The 17,969-nt window shown below is 49.6% G+C and carries 12 protein-coding genes; 1 reads left to right on the top strand and 11 read right to left on the bottom strand.

Going from position 1 to position 17,969, the window contains the following annotated elements; translation table 11 throughout:
* Positions 1 to 150: 150 nt before the first annotated feature.
* Genes A9O65_RS01580 through A9O65_RS16840 form a run of 8 tightly spaced genes read right to left on the bottom strand, consistent with a single transcriptional unit; the run spans position 151 to position 9,715 of the window.
* The gene (locus A9O65_RS01580) at positions 151 to 1,353 is read right to left on the bottom strand and encodes a filamentous hemagglutinin N-terminal domain-containing protein (RefSeq protein ID WP_175473453.1); all 1,203 of its coding nucleotides are present in this window, start codon (positions 1,351 to 1,353) and stop codon (positions 151 to 153) included.
* Between the two features lie 20 nt (positions 1,354 to 1,373).
* Complete coding sequence (locus tag A9O65_RS01585) at positions 1,374 to 2,585, bottom strand: filamentous hemagglutinin N-terminal domain-containing protein (protein WP_064701154.1); 1,212 nt, start codon at positions 2,583 to 2,585, stop codon at positions 1,374 to 1,376.
* A 13-nt stretch (positions 2,586 to 2,598) separates the two neighbouring features.
* Positions 2,599 to 4,305, bottom strand: coding sequence for a ShlB/FhaC/HecB family hemolysin secretion/activation protein (locus A9O65_RS01590; protein WP_175473452.1), 1,707 nt, complete (start codon positions 4,303 to 4,305; stop codon positions 2,599 to 2,601).
* 49 nt (positions 4,306 to 4,354) lie between these two features.
* Complete coding sequence (locus A9O65_RS16825) at positions 4,355 to 5,374, bottom strand: Csu type fimbrial protein (RefSeq protein ID WP_074749307.1); 1,020 nt, start codon at positions 5,372 to 5,374, stop codon at positions 4,355 to 4,357.
* A 19-nt stretch (positions 5,375 to 5,393) separates the two neighbouring features.
* On the bottom strand, positions 5,394 to 7,826 hold the full coding sequence (locus A9O65_RS01600) for a fimbria/pilus outer membrane usher protein (RefSeq protein ID WP_139180658.1): 2,433 nt from the start codon (positions 7,824 to 7,826) through the stop codon (positions 5,394 to 5,396).
* A gap of 28 nt (positions 7,827 to 7,854) precedes the next feature.
* Positions 7,855 to 8,601 (bottom strand): fimbrial biogenesis chaperone, encoded by a 747-nt coding sequence (locus A9O65_RS16830; RefSeq protein ID WP_074749306.1) that lies wholly within the window; start codon positions 8,599 to 8,601, stop codon positions 7,855 to 7,857.
* A 7-nt stretch (positions 8,602 to 8,608) separates the two neighbouring features.
* Positions 8,609 to 9,136: a Csu type fimbrial protein gene (locus tag A9O65_RS16835; protein ID WP_082919969.1), complete on the bottom strand. Its 528-nt coding sequence runs from the start codon at positions 9,134 to 9,136 to the stop codon at positions 8,609 to 8,611.
* A gap of 12 nt (positions 9,137 to 9,148) precedes the next feature.
* Positions 9,149 to 9,715, bottom strand: coding sequence for a Csu type fimbrial protein (locus A9O65_RS16840; RefSeq protein WP_082920090.1), 567 nt, complete (start codon positions 9,713 to 9,715; stop codon positions 9,149 to 9,151).
* 425 nt (positions 9,716 to 10,140) lie between these two features.
* On the opposite strand from A9O65_RS16840, the gene A9O65_RS16845 reads away from it, so the two are divergent.
* The gene (locus tag A9O65_RS16845) at positions 10,141 to 10,692 is read left to right on the top strand and encodes a Csu type fimbrial protein (RefSeq protein WP_082920091.1); all 552 of its coding nucleotides are present in this window, start codon (positions 10,141 to 10,143) and stop codon (positions 10,690 to 10,692) included.
* A 619-nt stretch (positions 10,693 to 11,311) separates the two neighbouring features.
* Here the strand turns inward: A9O65_RS16845 and A9O65_RS01610 are convergent.
* The 3 genes from A9O65_RS01610 to guaA all read right to left on the bottom strand — a co-directional run bounded on the left by A9O65_RS01610 (position 11,312) and on the right by guaA (position 17,877).
* Positions 11,312 to 15,112: an ATP-binding protein gene (locus A9O65_RS01610; protein WP_082920092.1), complete on the bottom strand. Its 3,801-nt coding sequence runs from the start codon at positions 15,110 to 15,112 to the stop codon at positions 11,312 to 11,314.
* 14 nt (positions 15,113 to 15,126) lie between these two features.
* Positions 15,127 to 15,771 carry a response regulator gene (locus A9O65_RS16850; RefSeq protein WP_074749303.1) on the bottom strand — a complete coding sequence of 215 codons (645 nt, stop codon included), beginning with the start codon at positions 15,769 to 15,771 and terminating at the stop codon, positions 15,127 to 15,129.
* A 528-nt stretch (positions 15,772 to 16,299) separates the two neighbouring features.
* Positions 16,300 to 17,877 carry a glutamine-hydrolyzing GMP synthase gene (gene guaA / locus A9O65_RS01615; protein ID WP_064699117.1) on the bottom strand — a complete coding sequence of 526 codons (1,578 nt, stop codon included), beginning with the start codon at positions 17,875 to 17,877 and terminating at the stop codon, positions 16,300 to 16,302.
* Positions 17,878 to 17,969 lie beyond the last annotated feature (92 nt).

Raw genomic sequence — 17,969 nt, forward strand, 5'->3', positions numbered from 1 at the left:
GCCTGACAGACCCGGTAGAAACAAGGATGGCGGCTATAGCGCGGCACTCAGCATGCGCAGACGGCTCGTCGGTCCTGCCCTAGAGATCATCCCCTGCTAGCCGCGGGGAATCGTCGCCGCGAATGCCTCCGCCCCCTGCAATGAAGAGGATCAGATAGCCCCAGTCCCTTCCTTGAGGCTACCTCCAATCCCCAGGAGCCAGCCTGGGCGGTCGCCCTCAAAAGTGCCGCCCGTCTCGATACTGCCCCAGAAGTTGGTGGGACCGAACCAGGAATTGTCATCAAGGCTCAGATCACCGGCCGTGGCGATACGACCATGGTCATTGTTCAAGTGATGAACCGTCATGCTCATGTCATCAGTACTGGCAATCGTGCCATGGTTATTGTTGACATCCTGAGTCGTGATGATCTGCATCTTCGCGTCTGACTTGATGGTCCCCGTATTATTCAGGTTCCGGGCATGGACGATCTGATCGCCACCACTATGCACAAAGCCGTCCACGACCACATTGCCATAGGCATCAATATTCAAACCATTGTTCGCCATGATATCGCCATCGACGTTCACACCAACGCCCACCTGGTTATCGGTCGACAGGATACGGATATTGTTGGCACGAATACCGCCCAATGCCGCAACGTCGATCGCGACGTCGGGGTGCACGGCACTGCTGCCTGCATCAATGGCAGCCGTGCCCGCGGACATGAAACCATGGCCCGCCAAGGCGGCAACGTTCTGGCCGGTGACGATGCCATCGATGAACAGTTGGTTGGCCGCCAGGGTCAAGGCGGATGTACCGGAGGCATCCAGCCCTTTTTCGCCCACCTCGAGGATACCGGAGACCGCGAAACCGTCCAGCGTATCCTGAGAAATACGCGATTCCCCCGCTACCAGAGTCGCTTGGTTCACATTGCTGAACGAGCAGCCGTTGCAGGAAACGCCATTGGGATTGGCGATAATGACGTGCGCATCCTGCCCTACCAATTCGACAGCCCCGTTCAGCGAAGAGCCCGCCGATCCCACTACCTCATTCAGGATGACGGAGGCGCTTCCCTTGGCGAGGTTGGCATTCCCGGCGATATCGCTACCCAACAGGCTAGACGCCCCTCCTGTAGAGGAGTTATTGAGAACGACTCCGGAATGAGAAACATTGAAGTCCGTATATTTGTTGTGAGACAGCCCGTTCTTATCCGGCGTGGCGATGTTGATGACATCAACGCCGGAAGGCTGATGGGAAACGTCCACCCCGGCATTCGGGACAGTCGCAATGCCTCCCGCCAAGGCCGCCAGGGGAGTGACAAGAGACGATAGACCCGCGACAGCAGACCACGTAAAGCGAAATTTCTTTTTCATTAACATTATGCTCCTAAACATTAAATACCTGACTCAACTGTGCCACCAATATTAAAAAACCATCCAGGAACATCACCCTCAATAGACTTAGCAGCCTTGATGGTTCCGAATGTATTGTTCACACCGAACCAGGATTTATCCTCAAGAGAAATGGAGCCATAAGACTGAATATGGCCACCAACATTATAGATATGGTTAGCAGAAAGATCTATTGTATTCTGAGAGCCAATTACTCCACTAGCATTGTCTATCGAGTCTTTGGCATGAGCATACGTTGCGTTACCCGCCTGCACACGCCCACGATTATAGAGGCTATGGTCAGTAGTCAACTCTAATTTATCAGCTGCATACAACACTCCTCCTCCATCGATATTGATATCACCATAGGAGTCGATTCTGATATTCCCTTGAGAATCACTCCCGGAATTGGAATCTACATAGCCAGCTATATTTACTCCAACGCCTCCATAGTTCCCCGATACCAAACGAATGTTAGATGCACGAACTCCACCTAGCTCTTCCACCGAAATAGCCACTTTTGGGAAATACCCTGAACTATCCGAGGAACGTATAGTACCGTCCGGACGCAAATGCCCTCTGTTGGCCACTAGATTGACGTTATTGCCTTCTATCCCCCCCTCCACGAGGATAGCATTCGCCATAAGATTGAGCTCATCGGTAGCAGAGGCATCCAGCCGCTCGCCCCCAGCAACGGTGATTTTGCCGTCATCGATCCGGTACCCCTTGAGTTCGCCATTGAAGGTGTCCGGCGCGCCCGCCACCAGATCGAGCTGATCAATATGCCTAAATTGGCACCCATTGCAGGCGATTCCATTAGGGTTAGCCAGAATGACCTTGGCATCGGCGCCGGCTAGTTCCAGCGCCCCCCCCAGCTGACTGGCATTCGCGCCTACCACCTCATTCAGGATGACGCTTGCGGCATGGCCACCGAGATTGGCGTTGCCCGCGATGGCCCCCGCCAGTTCCGTCTGAGTCCTGACCGTCGAGTTGTTCAGCACCACGCCATTGGGGCCAACATTAAAGTCGGTATACGTATTGTGGGAAATGCCGTTGGCATCAGGCGCCACGATATCGACAAGAGTGGTACCGCTCTCAGTCAGTGAGACGGAAGTGCCGGATTGCGCGGGGTTAATGGTGATGCCGGCCGCCAGCGCGCTTGACGACAGGGCAACGCCTGCTCCCACCAGCAACAGTGAACCTAAGGTTTTCATAGCCAGTCTCTATTCAGATGTCATAACGAAGGTTGAAATACAGAGGGTCTTCATCCCTGAAGCCCTCAGGATGGATCAATGATTTCGCGTAAGTGATTTCCAGTGAGAGATTTCCTCCTTTCAGTCCCAGCGTTGAAGATGCCGAGGAGAGCCTCCCCGAGTAAGTATCGTTATAGAGCTCTCCCTTGGCATGCCCGATGTCATACCCCAGTCCGACATAGGCGCTATCGACCAGGCTCTCCCAGCCGTCAACGGCATGAAAACGATGCACCAGTGACACCTGGTTTCTTGAATAAACCCCTGTACTGCTGCTGGTCAGTTGATCTCTGAACCCACGAACCGATGCGCTCCCGCCGGCACTGAACTTGACGGGGCTTGGCAAGACATCGTCCGAATACTGGGCAACCAGCAATGTTTCATAGGTAATATAAGCGTTCTTGTCGATGAACCAGGGATACAGAAGACTTCCCGCCAGATTGAACCGATCATACGATAGCCGCACATCGCCCAACGCTTCAGCGTTATCATGATCGGCCCCCAGCGCATTGATGCTCTTGGCCCAATTCAGACTGCCGTAATAGGTCCCATTGCCAAGATACCCACTGCGGGAAAGGCCAAGCAGCGCCTCGCTCAGATCAAAGCTCGACAAGTCCAGCTTGATGTTTTCAATGAAGTTCTCGGACTCGATTTTGTTGACCCCGCCCATGACGGAGGTTTTGCCATTACCGTCACGCTGCACAACGCGCTCGAGTCGAAGCTGCTGAAAGGTACTTTTCCCCGTGTTATCAAATGCCAGCACATCGGCCAGGCGCAGGGGCACCCTCGCCTCCTGCTCTTGATAGGTGTAAGAGAACAGCCACCACCCAAATGGAATGCTGTAACGGCCACCGACCTGCGTCAGTTCCCCCTGGTCGTTCACGCCATCCAGCGACTTCTCTCCGGACAGAGACAGTTTATCCGCCAGCCCCAGCGGACTGTCGTAGGATAGATCCCAGACAGCTCGATGACGCCCGGTAGACACTTGTCCAGAATTGTCATACTCAATGCCAAGCTCAAGGGGAAAGTCTCTCGTTCCCTTGACATCAATGCGACTCGTGCCCAGAGCGTTCCCCGGGGCAATATCGACGGAGGTGCTGACGCTATCCAACCTGGAAACCTGATCCTGCAATTGCTCCAGGTCACGAATGTTCAAGGCATGGCGCCGTTCGGGAAGAAGCATCCATAGTTCGGAATCCGACAGAATGTCGGAGGAGACTTTTTCGATTTTTCCCTCGACCACCGTCAGCCTCAAGGTATTCCAGCGACGCGGAGACAGTTGTTGCTCCCCAAAATAGACCTTGGTGGTCAAGAACCCTTCATCGATGTATCGAAGGGTCAGATCTCGGCGCACCTCATTCAACTCGGAGAACGTCAAGCAGCGGTGTTCATAGTGACCGATACCGTCTCGCAACTCCTGGCGTGTCAATGCAACATTGCCGGATATCTCGACCCTTTCAACAGGAATGCACCTTGCCGCATCGGCCTGACCCTCAGATGGCGTTTCACTCTTTTCCTCCTCCCTTTTCTCGGTCGTGAAGGATCTTGATTTTTCTATCTGCTGTAACTGATGGCGTTGATGCTCGAGCAGATCCTGCTGACGCGATTGATACAGGCTATTGCTGCCCGCAGTCGACTGGCCCCAAACGGAGGCCGAAACCGTCAACAGGATAATGAACGTCATAGAGAGAAGAGGCCGATAGGCCTTACGGCCTACCGACTCCTCGAGAGGTTTAGTAGGCGACATCGACAACCACGCTATCCTGGTAAATGCCGCCCGAAGGGGTACTCTGATCTTCCAGTATCTTGGCGGTATAACGATACGCCTGAGAGTTCAGCCCATCGGCCTCCCCCGGATTTACACTGGCATCGGCACTGTCGAAGCGTTCGCTGCCGGTATTCCCCCAGCGCTCCCCTGTGGTGCCGTTTCCTTTATAGATCTCGTACTTGATGGCTTGAGTACCATCTATTTTTTGCATGCTCCGAACACCATCGACAGGATGATTGCCATCGCTCAACCCCACCGAATAGGCTTCCCCCTTGGCACACTGTACTTCAATGCGTTGTTGGACGGGATCAAACTCACCCACCAAAGGCGCCGAGCCAAAGTCGATATTCGGCGCATTAATCTGGCAATCTTTCGTAACATAAAGCTCAACGTTTATAGTTCCTACCGCCCCTTGACCAAGCTCTTCTGGTTTGTAACAAATCCCCAGAATACAATTTGTCACAAGCCCAGGACTGGTATTCCAACCCAAACATATTTGGCCAACACCAAGTCCTTGACATACCTGCCAATACCATCGTACGGGAATACTTCCCACGTATCGACCAGCTCGAACATTCGACCCAGGGATCGTTCTCAAATAGAGAGGAATGCCTTCTTTAGCACCACCAAAGTCAATAACTGAAAAATCAGAGAACTCTTGTACTTGTGTTGTCAAAGGTAGCGTATAGCCTGCATCTGTATAGACCTCAAAACCGATTTTTTCAGAAGGATATGCTTGATTTACCAATTCAAAAGGGCCTGCTGACTCTGATTTCGAGAATATCCAGCGGTTACTAATAAACCCAAGATTTCCTCCACATACTATTCCGCCCGCACCACTTGTTGTTACTGGTTGCTCTCGGACAATTTTAGAAGTAGGACTACCAAAACCTGCATCTCCTACAGTTACATTACAATCAGCCCAGATATTGCAACTCCAGGTCCAGCCGCAGAGCGCGGCAAATATCAATATGATCTGACGCATGATTCCTGCCTCCCAAGTTCTACTGGCATACCAGAGGGCCAATGTTTGCGATTTGCTCGGAAACTTCCTTCATCTCGAAAGATGCATGACAACTACCGCCATCCGCCTTTTCCACCAGCAGGGAATTTTGCTTTTGGAGATCCTTCGCGTAGATCACGCCATCCCAGCCGACAGGCGCCGTTGTTGTGTCGTTGATCGTGGCGACAGAACCCAGTGCGATAGACTGGCCTTGACTGTCCTGCAAGGTAACGGCCGCGGAACGAATCGATTTAATACCGAAGTCGACCTTATAGCCCGTACGGCTCTTGATGGCGACGCGCTGCTCCACGGTCGATACTTCAGTACTCGAGGGCAGATTCATCGGATCAATGGTGTATTTCGCATCGTAATAGCCGGTCGCCCAGGGGACGAGCACGGTACCGGAGGCATCCGTTTCTCCGATCAGCCGGTTTTCATAGCTAACAGGAATGCCTTCGTAGCCGGAAGCATCCACGACAGCAAAGGCATCCGTGATCTTGTTGGCGAGATAGGCATTGTCGCCCATTACGACGACCGAGCCAGAGGCATCGAGCCACTTGGTGTCCTCTCCCCCTTCATAGCCATAGATGCCGCCGCGCAATTGGGCATAGCGTGAGCGATAGGTAGCATCGGCCTGGTAGTAGCCATCATTGCCTTCGTTGTTGGTATAGGCCACATTGACCCCTACGCCACCATCACTGGGCACGCTATGAGAATAGCGCACGATTTGTGACGCCGTACCTTTATCGGGATGATTCGTCGTCGCGCTGACGCTTCCGGCCGTACCAATCGGCACACTGACCTGTGCCATTGTTGTCCAGCCACCATCATCGCCCATGTCCTTATTCGCCGAGAAAAAGGCACTGACGTTTGACCATAGAGATTTACTCCACGAGAGGTTTAACAGCTTGGTTCTGTCACCCTCGAAGCTCTTGATGTCAAAGTATCCCGCTCCCAGCGTGCCGATTTTATCGAAGGACATACTGGCATTGGCCTGCAAAGACTGATCGCTCAACCGATAGCCAGATTTGTACGAGGAAAGATCCGTATACCCCGAATCTCGATCCGTGTACTGCAAACCAAAATTATAAGCTCCAGCAGAGTACTGGTAGCCGACATTGTACTGACTGCCACTTTGAGACTCGTCATTATCGTTGCTATAGCTATAGGCAGTATTCAACGTCCCCAGCATGCCTAGCTGGTAGACACCCCCGAGACCATATAGCTGCAGCCCACTCGCCCCCTCAAGATGGCTTTCCAGGGTAAAATCATTTGTCACACCATAGCGAAAGATACCGTTCGCCACTGTCGAGCCATAAGAAAAATCCTTGGTGCCGTAGTCCTCCCGGATCTGACCGATTCCAAAGGAGTAGTCCGAAAGCCCTTGTCTCAACAAATCACTCGTGACGTAAAAGGGTACGGTGGTCGACACCTCCCGACCCAAGGCATCGCGCGTGACGACAACTGCTTGCCCCGCACCGTTGATATATGGAATATCCGTCAGAGTAAAAGGACCGGGATTGACATCAGTTTGCCCGGAACGGTTACCGTTAATGAACAAGTCAACGGTAGAGGGCACCGCCGCCGATCCGCTGAACTCGGGAAGCGGGTACGTCACCAGGTCAGGACGCACGCCAAAATCGCGCGAGACCTGTACCCCTCCCGCACGAACACTGTTACTCCAGGGCAGGGAGCCGGAAACGAAATCGCCGGCTTGATACTTCCTCATGGAGTGCTGGTCGGAGTACTCCCATGAAGTATCATAGCGAATGAAATTATCCTGCCCAACGATCTCATCTCCCCCAGAAATGTAATCCTGATAAACTGAGGTTGTGGAGAAGGTTCCAGCAGGACTAAAGAACCTAATCTCATTCCACAGAGAAGTATTGGTTCCGATATCGGTCCGCGTCGTATAAGAGTCATAGTTAAAAAGCAGACCCGTACCGACCTTGGCTTCCGTGTAGTTTCGGCCATCCGCCAGATTCAAACTCTGCTCGGGAAGCCATTCGGAAGGCACCGTGATTTCCAGTTTCTGCTCTCTCTCTTGATACTCGACCTCCACGTCTGTCAGCTGAGATACGTTGACACGCATGGGGGCATCATTGGGAACACGAATGTCATGCTCAACCAGGAACGACTTATCCAGGAAGAAGTCATCGCCTTTTCGTATAGTTCGGTAAATCGTGCCCGTACTGCGTCCATTCACAATAATTTCTAGATACAGCTCGACCTCCTGAGAGGCCGCCAGGTCCGATTGACTTTGGCTATTGCTCTCTGAAGGGATATCAGGAATGGTACGAAAGCCTTCGGCCCAGACCACATTATGTTCTGCGGAAAAAAGGGCAACGCCGGCAACCAACGCCGCCCCCCTTGCCCGAACCAAAAAGCCATTTTTATTCTGAAACAAGAATGGCCAATTTTTATCTTCACACACCCTGAATCCCCTTTTTCAGAATATAGTCTTAGCCCTTGTTAATAATAACGGCGTCCCCACCGTTCACCTGAACCTTAAGCGAAGACTGATTGTTCAACCCATCAGGCAAAGGCCAACGATTCGAGGAGTTGGCAAGCACATACCCCAACAACTCATTCCCCTGAGAAACCTCATGACTACCGTTAACTATGCTGGCTGCAGTAAGCCGCACATGGTGATTCGACGAGTTACTGATCTCCAGCATATTGTCGACAATTCTCCAGCTAAGACCATCTTCCAAAAAGCCAGAGGAATCTTCACCTTCCTCTTTCAAAGGTTGCGCCCCCTCCCCATAAACAAAAAGGGGAATGGAATACCTCATTTGAAATTTCAAAAGTGTGCCTTGATTATCGGGATCTTTATTATTTACAGGAACTTCATCCACAATGACCCGATAAGCATCTTCAACTCCAGGCTCAACGCTTCCAACCTTTGTCAGCCTAATAAGCTGTTTCTCACCAGCAGGCACTGTAAACACAGGCGGACTGGCTATAATATTTTTCTGGTTCGAATAAACATCTCCAGCTTCCTGCTCCCATGAAAACGTCCGTACCTGAAGAGTAACCTCTTTGTTGCCACGATTCTCCAGCCATAGCCCAGTGGCGTTTTCTTCGGAACGAATTACCGGGTTAATCGGCCATATTTGAACAGAAGCCGCAGCCAAGGCATTCGTTGTAAGCAATGCCAGCACCGCACCGATCAAAAATCTCTGCAATCGAAATGGTATCTTTTCCATGATTCAATCACCATGTAACGGTTAATGTTAGGTTGTCATTATAGCGTCCCGCAGGATTGCCCCCTGATAACTTCAGCTTCCCATAAAGCGGTATGCTTATTTGGTTAGCATCTTCTGCTACAATCATGATATTTTCATTCACCCCGACGGGGGTTGCCATATTGGCATCGCTATAAATAGAGTAAGGAATTAGGCTGCCACTTCCATCTTCGGCTATCATATTCCGCTGTCCATTGACATAATTCTGACCACCATCAATAGCAGCGTTGAGAGTCACGCCCTCAGTGCAATAAAAAGAGACACTCTGATTCCTTATCAGCTCAGCTGTCTTTTCATCGGTTGAAAGGGTCGAGGCCGTTCCAAAATCCAGCGTTCCGTAGTTTCCGTTCGCCCCCCCACCAGAAACCACGCACCCTTCTACTATCGCGGCAGATACCTCAAAGGTTGCGGTTGGAGCTGCCCACATAGGGTTAGTAACCAATATTCCGACGCAAGCAACGCAACAAGAGCATAAAATCCTCATACGATTCGTCATGTTTTGCTCTCTTTAGATCTCGATGGTTATATACAGCGTATCTGAATATTCGCCCGCCTCTGTGTCATGGGTAATATTGGCCATACCGTACAAAGGTATTGATTGTGCACCACCATCTCCCTTGACAGTTGCTATAACATCGCCATCTTGCAGAGGTGTCGACATACTCACTTCATTATATACATCGTAACCTATACTATTTCCTTCCCCATCCATCATGACTCTTGTAGCACTCACCCCTGCTTGGACCGTGTTCAAAGAGCTCTGCAGTAGCACACTGGCATCGACACCGGTGGCACACTTCACACTAATTCCATTACCAGCTTCACCACCGGAAAGCTGGGTCGTTCTCTTGGCATCCTGTGGATAAAAAGAGCCGAAGTCCATGGTTCCAAGATTTACGTTCCCTTCGCCACTTCCGGCCCCTCCCCCCGCCAAGAACTCACATGCGGGAGTGAGCTCCATCGTCACTTTGACATTCAAAACTGCTTCATTGGAGCTGGGTGTTTGTGCCATGGACACGGAGGCAACCGACAGAAGCAATAAACCAGTAACATAAGAGCAGTGAGAGGTTTTCATGACCAACCCTCTAGACAAAAAACTTCCATTTTCAACCAGAAAAAGGATACGAATTAATCATGATCTTTGCCTTCACGTATATGGCGAAGACACTTGGCTGAAAAATTCAGTTGCCTCATTCTATAAGCAGCAACATGATATCCTTTTCACACAAAAAATCTCCACGACAGAATTCTCATTTCCCAGAAGAAAAATGAGATAGTTCTCATCCTGAGAGTCGTCATCCTGCTATGCTGCATACTCTGTGAGAGTATCCAGCTTATCAAGAGCAGAATGAAAAACCAGTAGGGATTTAAAAAATGAGAATTTTCCCATAGAGGCGAGCAAGCGGCTCACCTATTCTAGGCAAGGTACTTTCAATCCGAAAAGTACAAACCAACATTCAACCGAACACCTTCCTATACTGAAGAGCAAGGCTAACTACTATGAAATTAAAGAATGTTATGTTGGCAAGCGTTGTTGGTGCATCTATGGGATTTGTTTCTCTTGCCAATGCACAAACAGCGCCTGTCACTGGTCAGATTGAGGTCAAGGCCACTGTCATGGAAGGCTGCGCAATTAGCACTGATGGCGGCCAAGGCGGGGGTAGCGAAACATCCTGGGGTGTCCTGGATTTCGGAACACTTCAACCCATTTGGAGCGAAGCCGTTAATGCAGAAGTTACCAGTTCGGTTAGCGGCGGAGCCATCTCGGTTGTATGCTCAGGAGGTGTAAACTCCTTTACACTGGCTCTCGATGGCGGCACATCGGGTGGTGCAGAGCGGCAGATCAGCACTGCTGGTGGCGACACACTCACCTATAACATCTATCAAGATGATGCCCGCACTCAAGCATACGGCATCAATAAGGCTGTGACATTCAACATTACCAATGGGCAGGCAGTTGAAGTTCCTCTCTATGGTAAGCTGAATGCTAACGACACAGCTGCAGTTGCAGGCACTTATACAGACACCTTGACCGCAACACTGCAGTTTTAAGTCGTCTATCATAGCGTATAAAAGGGAGGGTTCACACACCCTCCTTTCCAATTCTCCCATTATATAACAAACTCACTTTTATCTGCAAAAAGACTTCCCCATTGGCTCATTTTAGTTAGTGACTCGAAGCATCAAACTTAAAGCAAGCGATCACAAGACTGGAGAATTATACGGCTACAGCTTCCCGATAAGTATTGCTTTCGCTACCTGAGTTATTCGACTCTGGAAATATCGTAATAATCTTCAGGCTTCGTGACGAACACCAATTCCAGAAGCACAGTGAGCTTTCGAATCATTCTCTATATGTCACCACATCGCTAACGACGACTCCATTCCGTATTTCAGCCAGATTCACAATTCGAAACGCATATAGTGAGCTCCTCACTAGCCTGAACGCTCCCTGATCGGTTCATTAGAACTAGAGCCTATCTCAGTACCCCTTTCGTTCTATAGCGCCCAGCTCATATATCGAATAGCGCTTATCGGGCTAGGCGAAAACGAGTGGCGTCCGTGCAACACTCTAGCGACCGCCCCACTCAGAAGGTACTGCTTCCCATAATTGATAATAGTGCTGAAGAAATTTCTAACCAATCGGCTAAAGTTATTTTCTTATTTGCCACTACCTCTTACTCGCCAGCTCCTCGATTTCTCTAACAGCATCCCAGATACAATCTATATATCGTGACAACAACGTTTCCTTCAATTCCCCATCACTTCTCCATCTTTCCTCAAGTAGTGCCCCTGCCTCGACAGCATCGTGACAGTTAAAAAGTCGCAATGAACCAAGTTGTCGGTGTACATTACTAACGATCTGCTCGGCATCATAAACTCCAATGCTATCCTCCAGCTCCTTGTTATCTTTCTTGACCATTGAAATCCACTTCTCCACAAGCTCGGGAGAATACCCCTCAATGCTATAAACATTCTCCTTGTAAAAGCTTTCCTCACTACTGGAAGCGAGAAGCTCCCCCTCCATTCCACTAAAACTTAAAGAGGAAAGTATTTCTAAAAGATTATCGGAAGTAACAGGCTTTATCAAAACCCTTTTCATTCCATATGCCAAGCATTCGGACACATGTTCCTTCTGTGCATTAGCTGTCATTCCGATCACATTCATGCCGGAAAACTGACTGTTATCTTGTATTCTTCTCGCCAATTCCATACCATCGATGCCAGGCATGTAGCAGTCGGTAAGAACGATATTATAGCCTTTCTCTTGCAACATGGCCCACGCTTGATCCCCGTCATCTACGACATCTACAGACTGTCCCAAGTTTTGTAGTTGCTCCTTGATGACATTACGGATGACAGGATTGTCTTCCGCCACCAATATCTTGAACTTCCCTATAGATTCGCTTCCTCCCTCCTTATATTCAAAGCGACCAAACTCTTTTATCCCCAGATGGTCAAGAATGATATGAGACAGCTCGTCATGCTGCAGAGGATATACGCTAATAGCCACGTCATTAGAGTGAATCAAATGACTTTTAGGGCATTCCACAAGCCTTATTTTGTTCTCCGTGGAACTGGAAATTCTGTCAGAAAGCACCACCCGCGCTTCCTCTTCATTTTTCAGAAGGGTCGCTTCGTGATAATACAAAGCATTTTCTACAGCACGCCTGGTTTTACCATTTCTCACATCAAGTGCGATGCCTATTCCTTTCAATAGTGGTGCAGGGTTTCGGGACTCCACTACCTTGGCAGAAAAGTCGATCGTTACTGTGGTTCCTTTATCCAATGTACTTTCAAGGGTTATATGGCCATTCATGGCTTCCATCAATTGCTTGCATATGGAGAGTCCTAGACCTGTTCCCCCAGCATTTTGTACTCTATGATCATACGCTTGGGAAAATGGAGTAAATAGCTTTTTCTGTGCCGAATCGCCGATACCTATCCCTGTATCGACAACCTTGACCTCTACTCTTTGCATTCCATCATGAATTTCATTTGCTTCAATTTCTATATCAATACTTCCACTTTCAGTAAACTTTGCTGAGTTGGATATAAGATTAAACAAAACCTGTCTGAGCCTTCTTCCATCAATCCACAGACAGGTAGCCAGTTTACTGTCTATATCCAGGCTCAAGTCGACCCCTTTTGAATATATATTATCCGACATTATATTGACAGAGTGGCATACAATTTCTCTTATATTTATCTTCTCCGGATGTATCTGAAGCTGTCCTGCTTCTATCTTGAAATAATCCAGTATGTCTTCCAGGAGCTGGAGCTGTCCTTCTGCCGTCATCTCCAGCTGTTCTATCCAATATCTCTCCTCTCTGCTAGGAGAGCCTTTCCTAAGTATGTCGATTATCCCGACGATGACACTGAGCGGTGTTCTTAGCTCATGGGACACAATAGCCAACATGCTTTTCATCGATTTGTTGGCCATTTCCGCCTCATTTTTGGCTTTCGATAGCGCTTCGGCCTGGTAATGCTGTGCTGTGATATCCACCCAGTATCCATTCCAATGGACGTCTCCATTTTCCAGACGTCGAGGCTCAAGGAAGGTTCCCACCCACCTTTTTTCACCTTTCTCATAGAAGGAAAACTCTCGGTAAATTGGAGAGCAATTACGTGAGGACACTAGCAGGCGCCCTACCAACCACTTGATATCATATGTGCCAATCCTGTTAAGCAGAAGCATTGGATCATGCTCTATATCCCTTGGCGAGATACCAAACATCTTCTCACTGTTACCAATGATTAATAAGAGGCTAACCTCCTGTTTCGAGACCTTGAGCTTGTAGATGACAGCGGGAAGGTTTTTGGCCACATCATCCAGCCTTTTCTGAACGACAACCCTTCTTTCCACCTCCTTTTTCAGCCTGATATGTGAGATGACCAACACCATGATCGCCGGAAGAAGCACCAGTATAAGCAACAGAAGGGGGTAAAAGTACTTATCCAGATTATCTTTGCTCTCAGACAGCTGAGAGCCAATCCAGATATTGGCAACCCTCATCCTTTCATAATCTGACATGTTTTCTATTGATTGATTAATATCATCAATCAGTCCAGAATTGTTTTCGGTCGCTATGAATGCCAGCTCATCCATCCAATGAGTCAACCGCGCTATCTTTAACTTGTCTGAAAAGTCTCCACTCAACAAGGGAGTCGCCAGCGCCAGGTTAGCCACTGCAAAGTCGGCCTTCCCGTCACAAACCAATGTGTATGCCTTTCGTAGATCCGACTCTTGAATATAAGAAGCACCATCAATCTTATTTTTCATGTCATCAAACCATGAGTTATTCAAATCTCCAACGACAATCTTTCCGCTTAACTCAGGGAGCTCTTTGACAGGATCTTCATCCACTTTTCCGACTATGACAACGGGATAATCTATAAGAGGTTCGCTGGATATGAGACCTGGCACCTTGCTCGCTATAGAAGCACTTGCTAGAGACAACTGTACCTTTCCATCCAAGAGCATGTTAAGAGCGTTCTCCATACCTTCTGCCGGATAATACTGAATCCTGTTGTACTCCGGTTTAAATATGCTTTGAGAATACTCGACACCGAGACCGGCAATGCCATCTTCATCATCCTTCCAGGTAAAAGGAAACGCTTTAGCATCGAGGCTTATTTTTATTAGTTTCTTGGGCTTTTTTTCTTTTGCTGCCATACTGCTTGACACCCACTCCGTCAGAAGGCGGGATTTTTCGTCATCTGATAGATGAGCCCATGCCTCACCAACCACTTCCTTTAATGATTTATCTTTCTCTGAAAGGGAATATGCGTATCGACGATTCTCCGGTATAGCTTCCGGCCCGACCCTGAGCCCCTTACCGTTGCCATTTTTTAGATACTTGTTAACAAAATATCTATCCCCCACAAAGGCATCAGCATATCCTTTCCTTACAGCTTCTATCATGTCGCCATAATCATTTCTTTCCACTACCTTGACTTCTGAAAAGTTATTTTTTATGTAATTCTCGACTCTGCTCCCATTGACGACAGCGACGCGCAATGATTCCCATCCTTCTCGACTTATCGGATAGTCCGCTTCACTGTTCAATATCCAATACGGACTCTCTCCCGGGGATTGAAGCGGCCTTTCAATACGGCTAAGGGGATTATAATGGGGATTTCCTTTTCCACGATGCGCTATATCTATCAGCCCCTTGGACAAAGCCAAATTCAGAGATTCGGCGTCTGGATAAACAATAAATTTAACTTCAACACCAATTTCCTTCGCAATCGCCTTTATTATACTTGTCGAGTCACTTCTTTCATCGCCTGAGCTAGTATCTTCATCTTCCTCATCAAGACCTGCCAGACCAACGATTAACGTACCATGACTTTCCTTCCACTCCCTCAGGATATCTTCATGGTCCGTGCTTCTGGACTGCGATGAGCCTAATAGAAAAATCAGAAAGACAACGATATGAATTGTATTTTTGAAAAAAGATAAAAACATAACCCGCCAAACTTTTATATCAGCCCAATCGCAGAAATTGTTTGATTCAGATAAACATCACTTTCAACCCCAAGCTTTTCCATCGCACTTCTTTTTTGCCTGCTTATTGTTTTCTCGCTCTTGTTAAGTTTTTTCGCTATTTCCCTTCCCGAAAGCCCTGAGGCATATAGTCGAATGACTTCTAACTCCCTTTTTGAAAGCTTGCGCTCAAGGTCGGCTTGCGTCATATGAGAATCAGACTTATCTACCCACCTTGAGCTATACAAAGTCATGCTTTTATTATTAATACTTCTTATAGCTCCTACAAGAACAGGGAGCTCTTCTCTTTTGTCAAAAACTCCATTGGCTCCGGATTTAAAAATTGCGTTGATCATGCTTGAATTATATACCATGGTAACGACCAGAATGGTTACTGAAGGGAAGTTTCTTCTTATTCTTGAGATCAGCTCCAGTCCATCGGTCATTTTTCCTGAAGGCATATTAAAATCAGTCACAATGACATCGCATGCTTTCTCATTCAAACACCTCCATAACTCATCAGGATCATTAGCTTCCCCGACCACCTCCACTTTATCCTCACCATATCTGTTTATGACTTCCTTCAGCCCCAACAAAACCAGAGGATGGTCATCAGCAATAATTATGCGGATATTTTTCATTTATAATCCCTACAGCATATCAATTTCAGCCCTGCATCGGACATATGCTAAACAATGCACAGAATGTGGTGTATCCATGAATGTTCTTTATTAACACCTCCATTCCAGCGCCTTTGGCATAGAAAACCGAGGACCGCTATTCACTATATTCTACCCCTCTCTTAACCTTCTTTAAATAAGAAAAATATTAAGAAATGAAAAATACCAGAAAAGAAGACCATGATCCATTACCAGATAGAATAAAACATGTATCTGATCTTTTCGAAAGCTGTAGATAACTTAAAATCTTAGGAACAGAAATTCATCCGATAGCCCCCCAGTCGACCGTTTTCGACTTGTGGCGCCATTTGATGCCCTAAGCCCACGATCTGTAAGACCAGTATTCGCGGAAACCTCTGAGGGCAAAGTGGCCTGGGGTCCCCGCACATGGCTGGACAAAGGCTGATATAGAACATAAAAAAAGCCCATGAGAACATGGGCTTAAGTATCTTTTATGCCAATTTGTACCAGCTAGTGCCTAACGTGTGATCACTCCCACTCGATGGTTGCCGGCGGTTTGCTGCTCACGTCATAAGTGACGCGGGAAACGCCTTCCAGTTCGTTGATGATACGATTGGAGACGGTTTCCAGCAGTTCGTAGGGCAGGTGGGCCCAACGGGCGGTCATGAAGTCGATGGTCTCCACGGCGCGCAGGGCGATGACCCATTCGTAGCGGCGGCCGTCGCCGACCACACCGACGGATTTCACCGGCAGGAAGACGGCGAAGGCCTGGCTGGTCTTGTGGTACCAGTCGGCCTTGTGCAGTTCCTCGATGAAGATGGCGTCGGCCTCACGCAGGATATCGGCGTATTCCTTCTTCACCTCGCCTAGGATGCGCACACCGAGGCCCGGCCCCGGGAAGGGATGACGATAGACCATGTCGTAGGGCAGACCGAGCTCGACGCCGAGCTTGCGTACCTCGTCCTTGAACAGCTCGCGCAGGGGCTCGACAAGCTGGAGCTTCATGGTCTCGGGCAGGCCGCCCACGTTGTGGTGGGACTTGATGACGTGCGCCTTGCCGGTCTTGGCGGCGGCGGATTCGATCACGTCCGGATAGATGGTGCCCTGGGCGAGGAATTCCACCCCCTCGATCTTGGCCGCCTCGGCATCGAAGACGTCGATGAAGGTATTGCCGATGATCTTGCGCTTGGCCTCGGGGTCATGCACGTCTTCCAGACGCGACAGGAACTGCTCCTCGGCGTCGACGCGGATCACCCGCACGCCCTTATGGCTGGCAAAGGTCTTCATCACCTGATCGCCTTCGTCCTTGCGCAGCAGGCCGTTGTCGACGAACACGCAGGTCAACTGGTCACCGATGGCCTTGTGCAGCAACGCGGCCACCACCGAGGAATCGACACCTCCGGAAAGCCCCAGCAGCACGTGACGATCGCCCACCTGCTCGCGCACCCGGGCGACTTGGTCCTCGATGATCTGCGCCGGTGTCCACCAGCGTTCCGCCTGGCAGATTCCCAGCACGAAGTGCTCGAGGATGCGCTGTCCTTGCAGGGTATGCGTCACTTCGGGATGGAACTGCACGCCATAGAAGCGCTTCTCCTCCCAGGCCATGGCAGCGATCGGGCAGCTCTCGGTGGAGGCGATCACGCTGAAGGCCTCCGGCACCCGGGCGACCTTGTCGCCGTGGCTCATCCACACATCGAGCAGACGCTTGCCGCTCTCGGCTTCGATGTGATCGGCGATGTCCTCGAACAGGGGACTCTCGCCATCGAGACGAATCTGTGCGTAGCCGAATTCACGCTTCTGCGAGCCTTCCACGCCACCGCCGAGCTGCTCGGCCATAGTCTGCATGCCGTAACAGATACCCAGCACCGGCAGGCCCATCTCGAAGACGCACTGCGGTGCGCGGGGCGAATCCAGCTCGGTGACGGATTCCGGACCACCGGCGAGGATGATGCCGTTGGGAGCATACTCGCGGATCTCCTCCTCGGTGATGTCGAAGGCACGAATCTCGGAATAGACCCCGATATCGCGCACCCGACGGGCAATCAACTGAGTGTACTGGGAGCCGAAATCGAGGATCAGGATCTTGTGGGCATGAATGTCGGTCATCGGGGGCTCTCTAAATAAGCAACAGCGCCTCACCAGCGCCGCTGAACAACGGTGTCCCTTGAACGGGGCGATTCGCTCGAGAATCTTTCGAG

Source organism: Halomonas caseinilytica, from assembly GCF_001662305.1.
Lineage (GTDB): Bacteria > Pseudomonadota > Gammaproteobacteria > Pseudomonadales > Halomonadaceae > Halomonas > Halomonas caseinilytica.

Bases quoted from the DNA above. Each gene is read 5' to 3' on its own strand.
- A9O65_RS01590 (WP_175473452.1), bottom strand. From the start codon at position 4,305: ATGACGTTCATTATCCTGTTGACGGTTTCGGCCTCCGTTTGGGGCCAG.
- A9O65_RS01580 (WP_175473453.1), bottom strand. From the start codon at position 1,353: ATGAAAAAGAAATTTCGCTTTACGTGGTCTGCTGTCGCGGGTCTATCG.
- A9O65_RS16830 (WP_074749306.1), bottom strand. From the start codon at position 8,601: ATGGAAAAGATACCATTTCGATTGCAGAGATTTTTGATCGGTGCGGTG.
- A9O65_RS01610 (WP_082920092.1), bottom strand. From the start codon at position 15,112: ATGTTTTTATCTTTTTTCAAAAATACAATTCATATCGTTGTCTTTCTG.
- guaA (WP_064699117.1), bottom strand. From the start codon at position 17,877: ATGACCGACATTCATGCCCACAAGATCCTGATCCTCGATTTCGGCTCC.
- A9O65_RS16825 (WP_074749307.1), bottom strand. From the start codon at position 5,374: ATGCGTCAGATCATATTGATATTTGCCGCGCTCTGCGGCTGGACCTGG.
- A9O65_RS16845 (WP_082920091.1), top strand. From the start codon at position 10,141: ATGAAATTAAAGAATGTTATGTTGGCAAGCGTTGTTGGTGCATCTATG.
- A9O65_RS01585 (WP_064701154.1), bottom strand. From the start codon at position 2,585: ATGAAAACCTTAGGTTCACTGTTGCTGGTGGGAGCAGGCGTTGCCCTG.
- A9O65_RS16840 (WP_082920090.1), bottom strand. From the start codon at position 9,715: ATGAAAACCTCTCACTGCTCTTATGTTACTGGTTTATTGCTTCTGTCG.
- A9O65_RS16850 (WP_074749303.1), bottom strand. From the start codon at position 15,771: ATGAAAAATATCCGCATAATTATTGCTGATGACCATCCTCTGGTTTTG.
- A9O65_RS16835 (WP_082919969.1), bottom strand. From the start codon at position 9,136: ATGACGAATCGTATGAGGATTTTATGCTCTTGTTGCGTTGCTTGCGTC.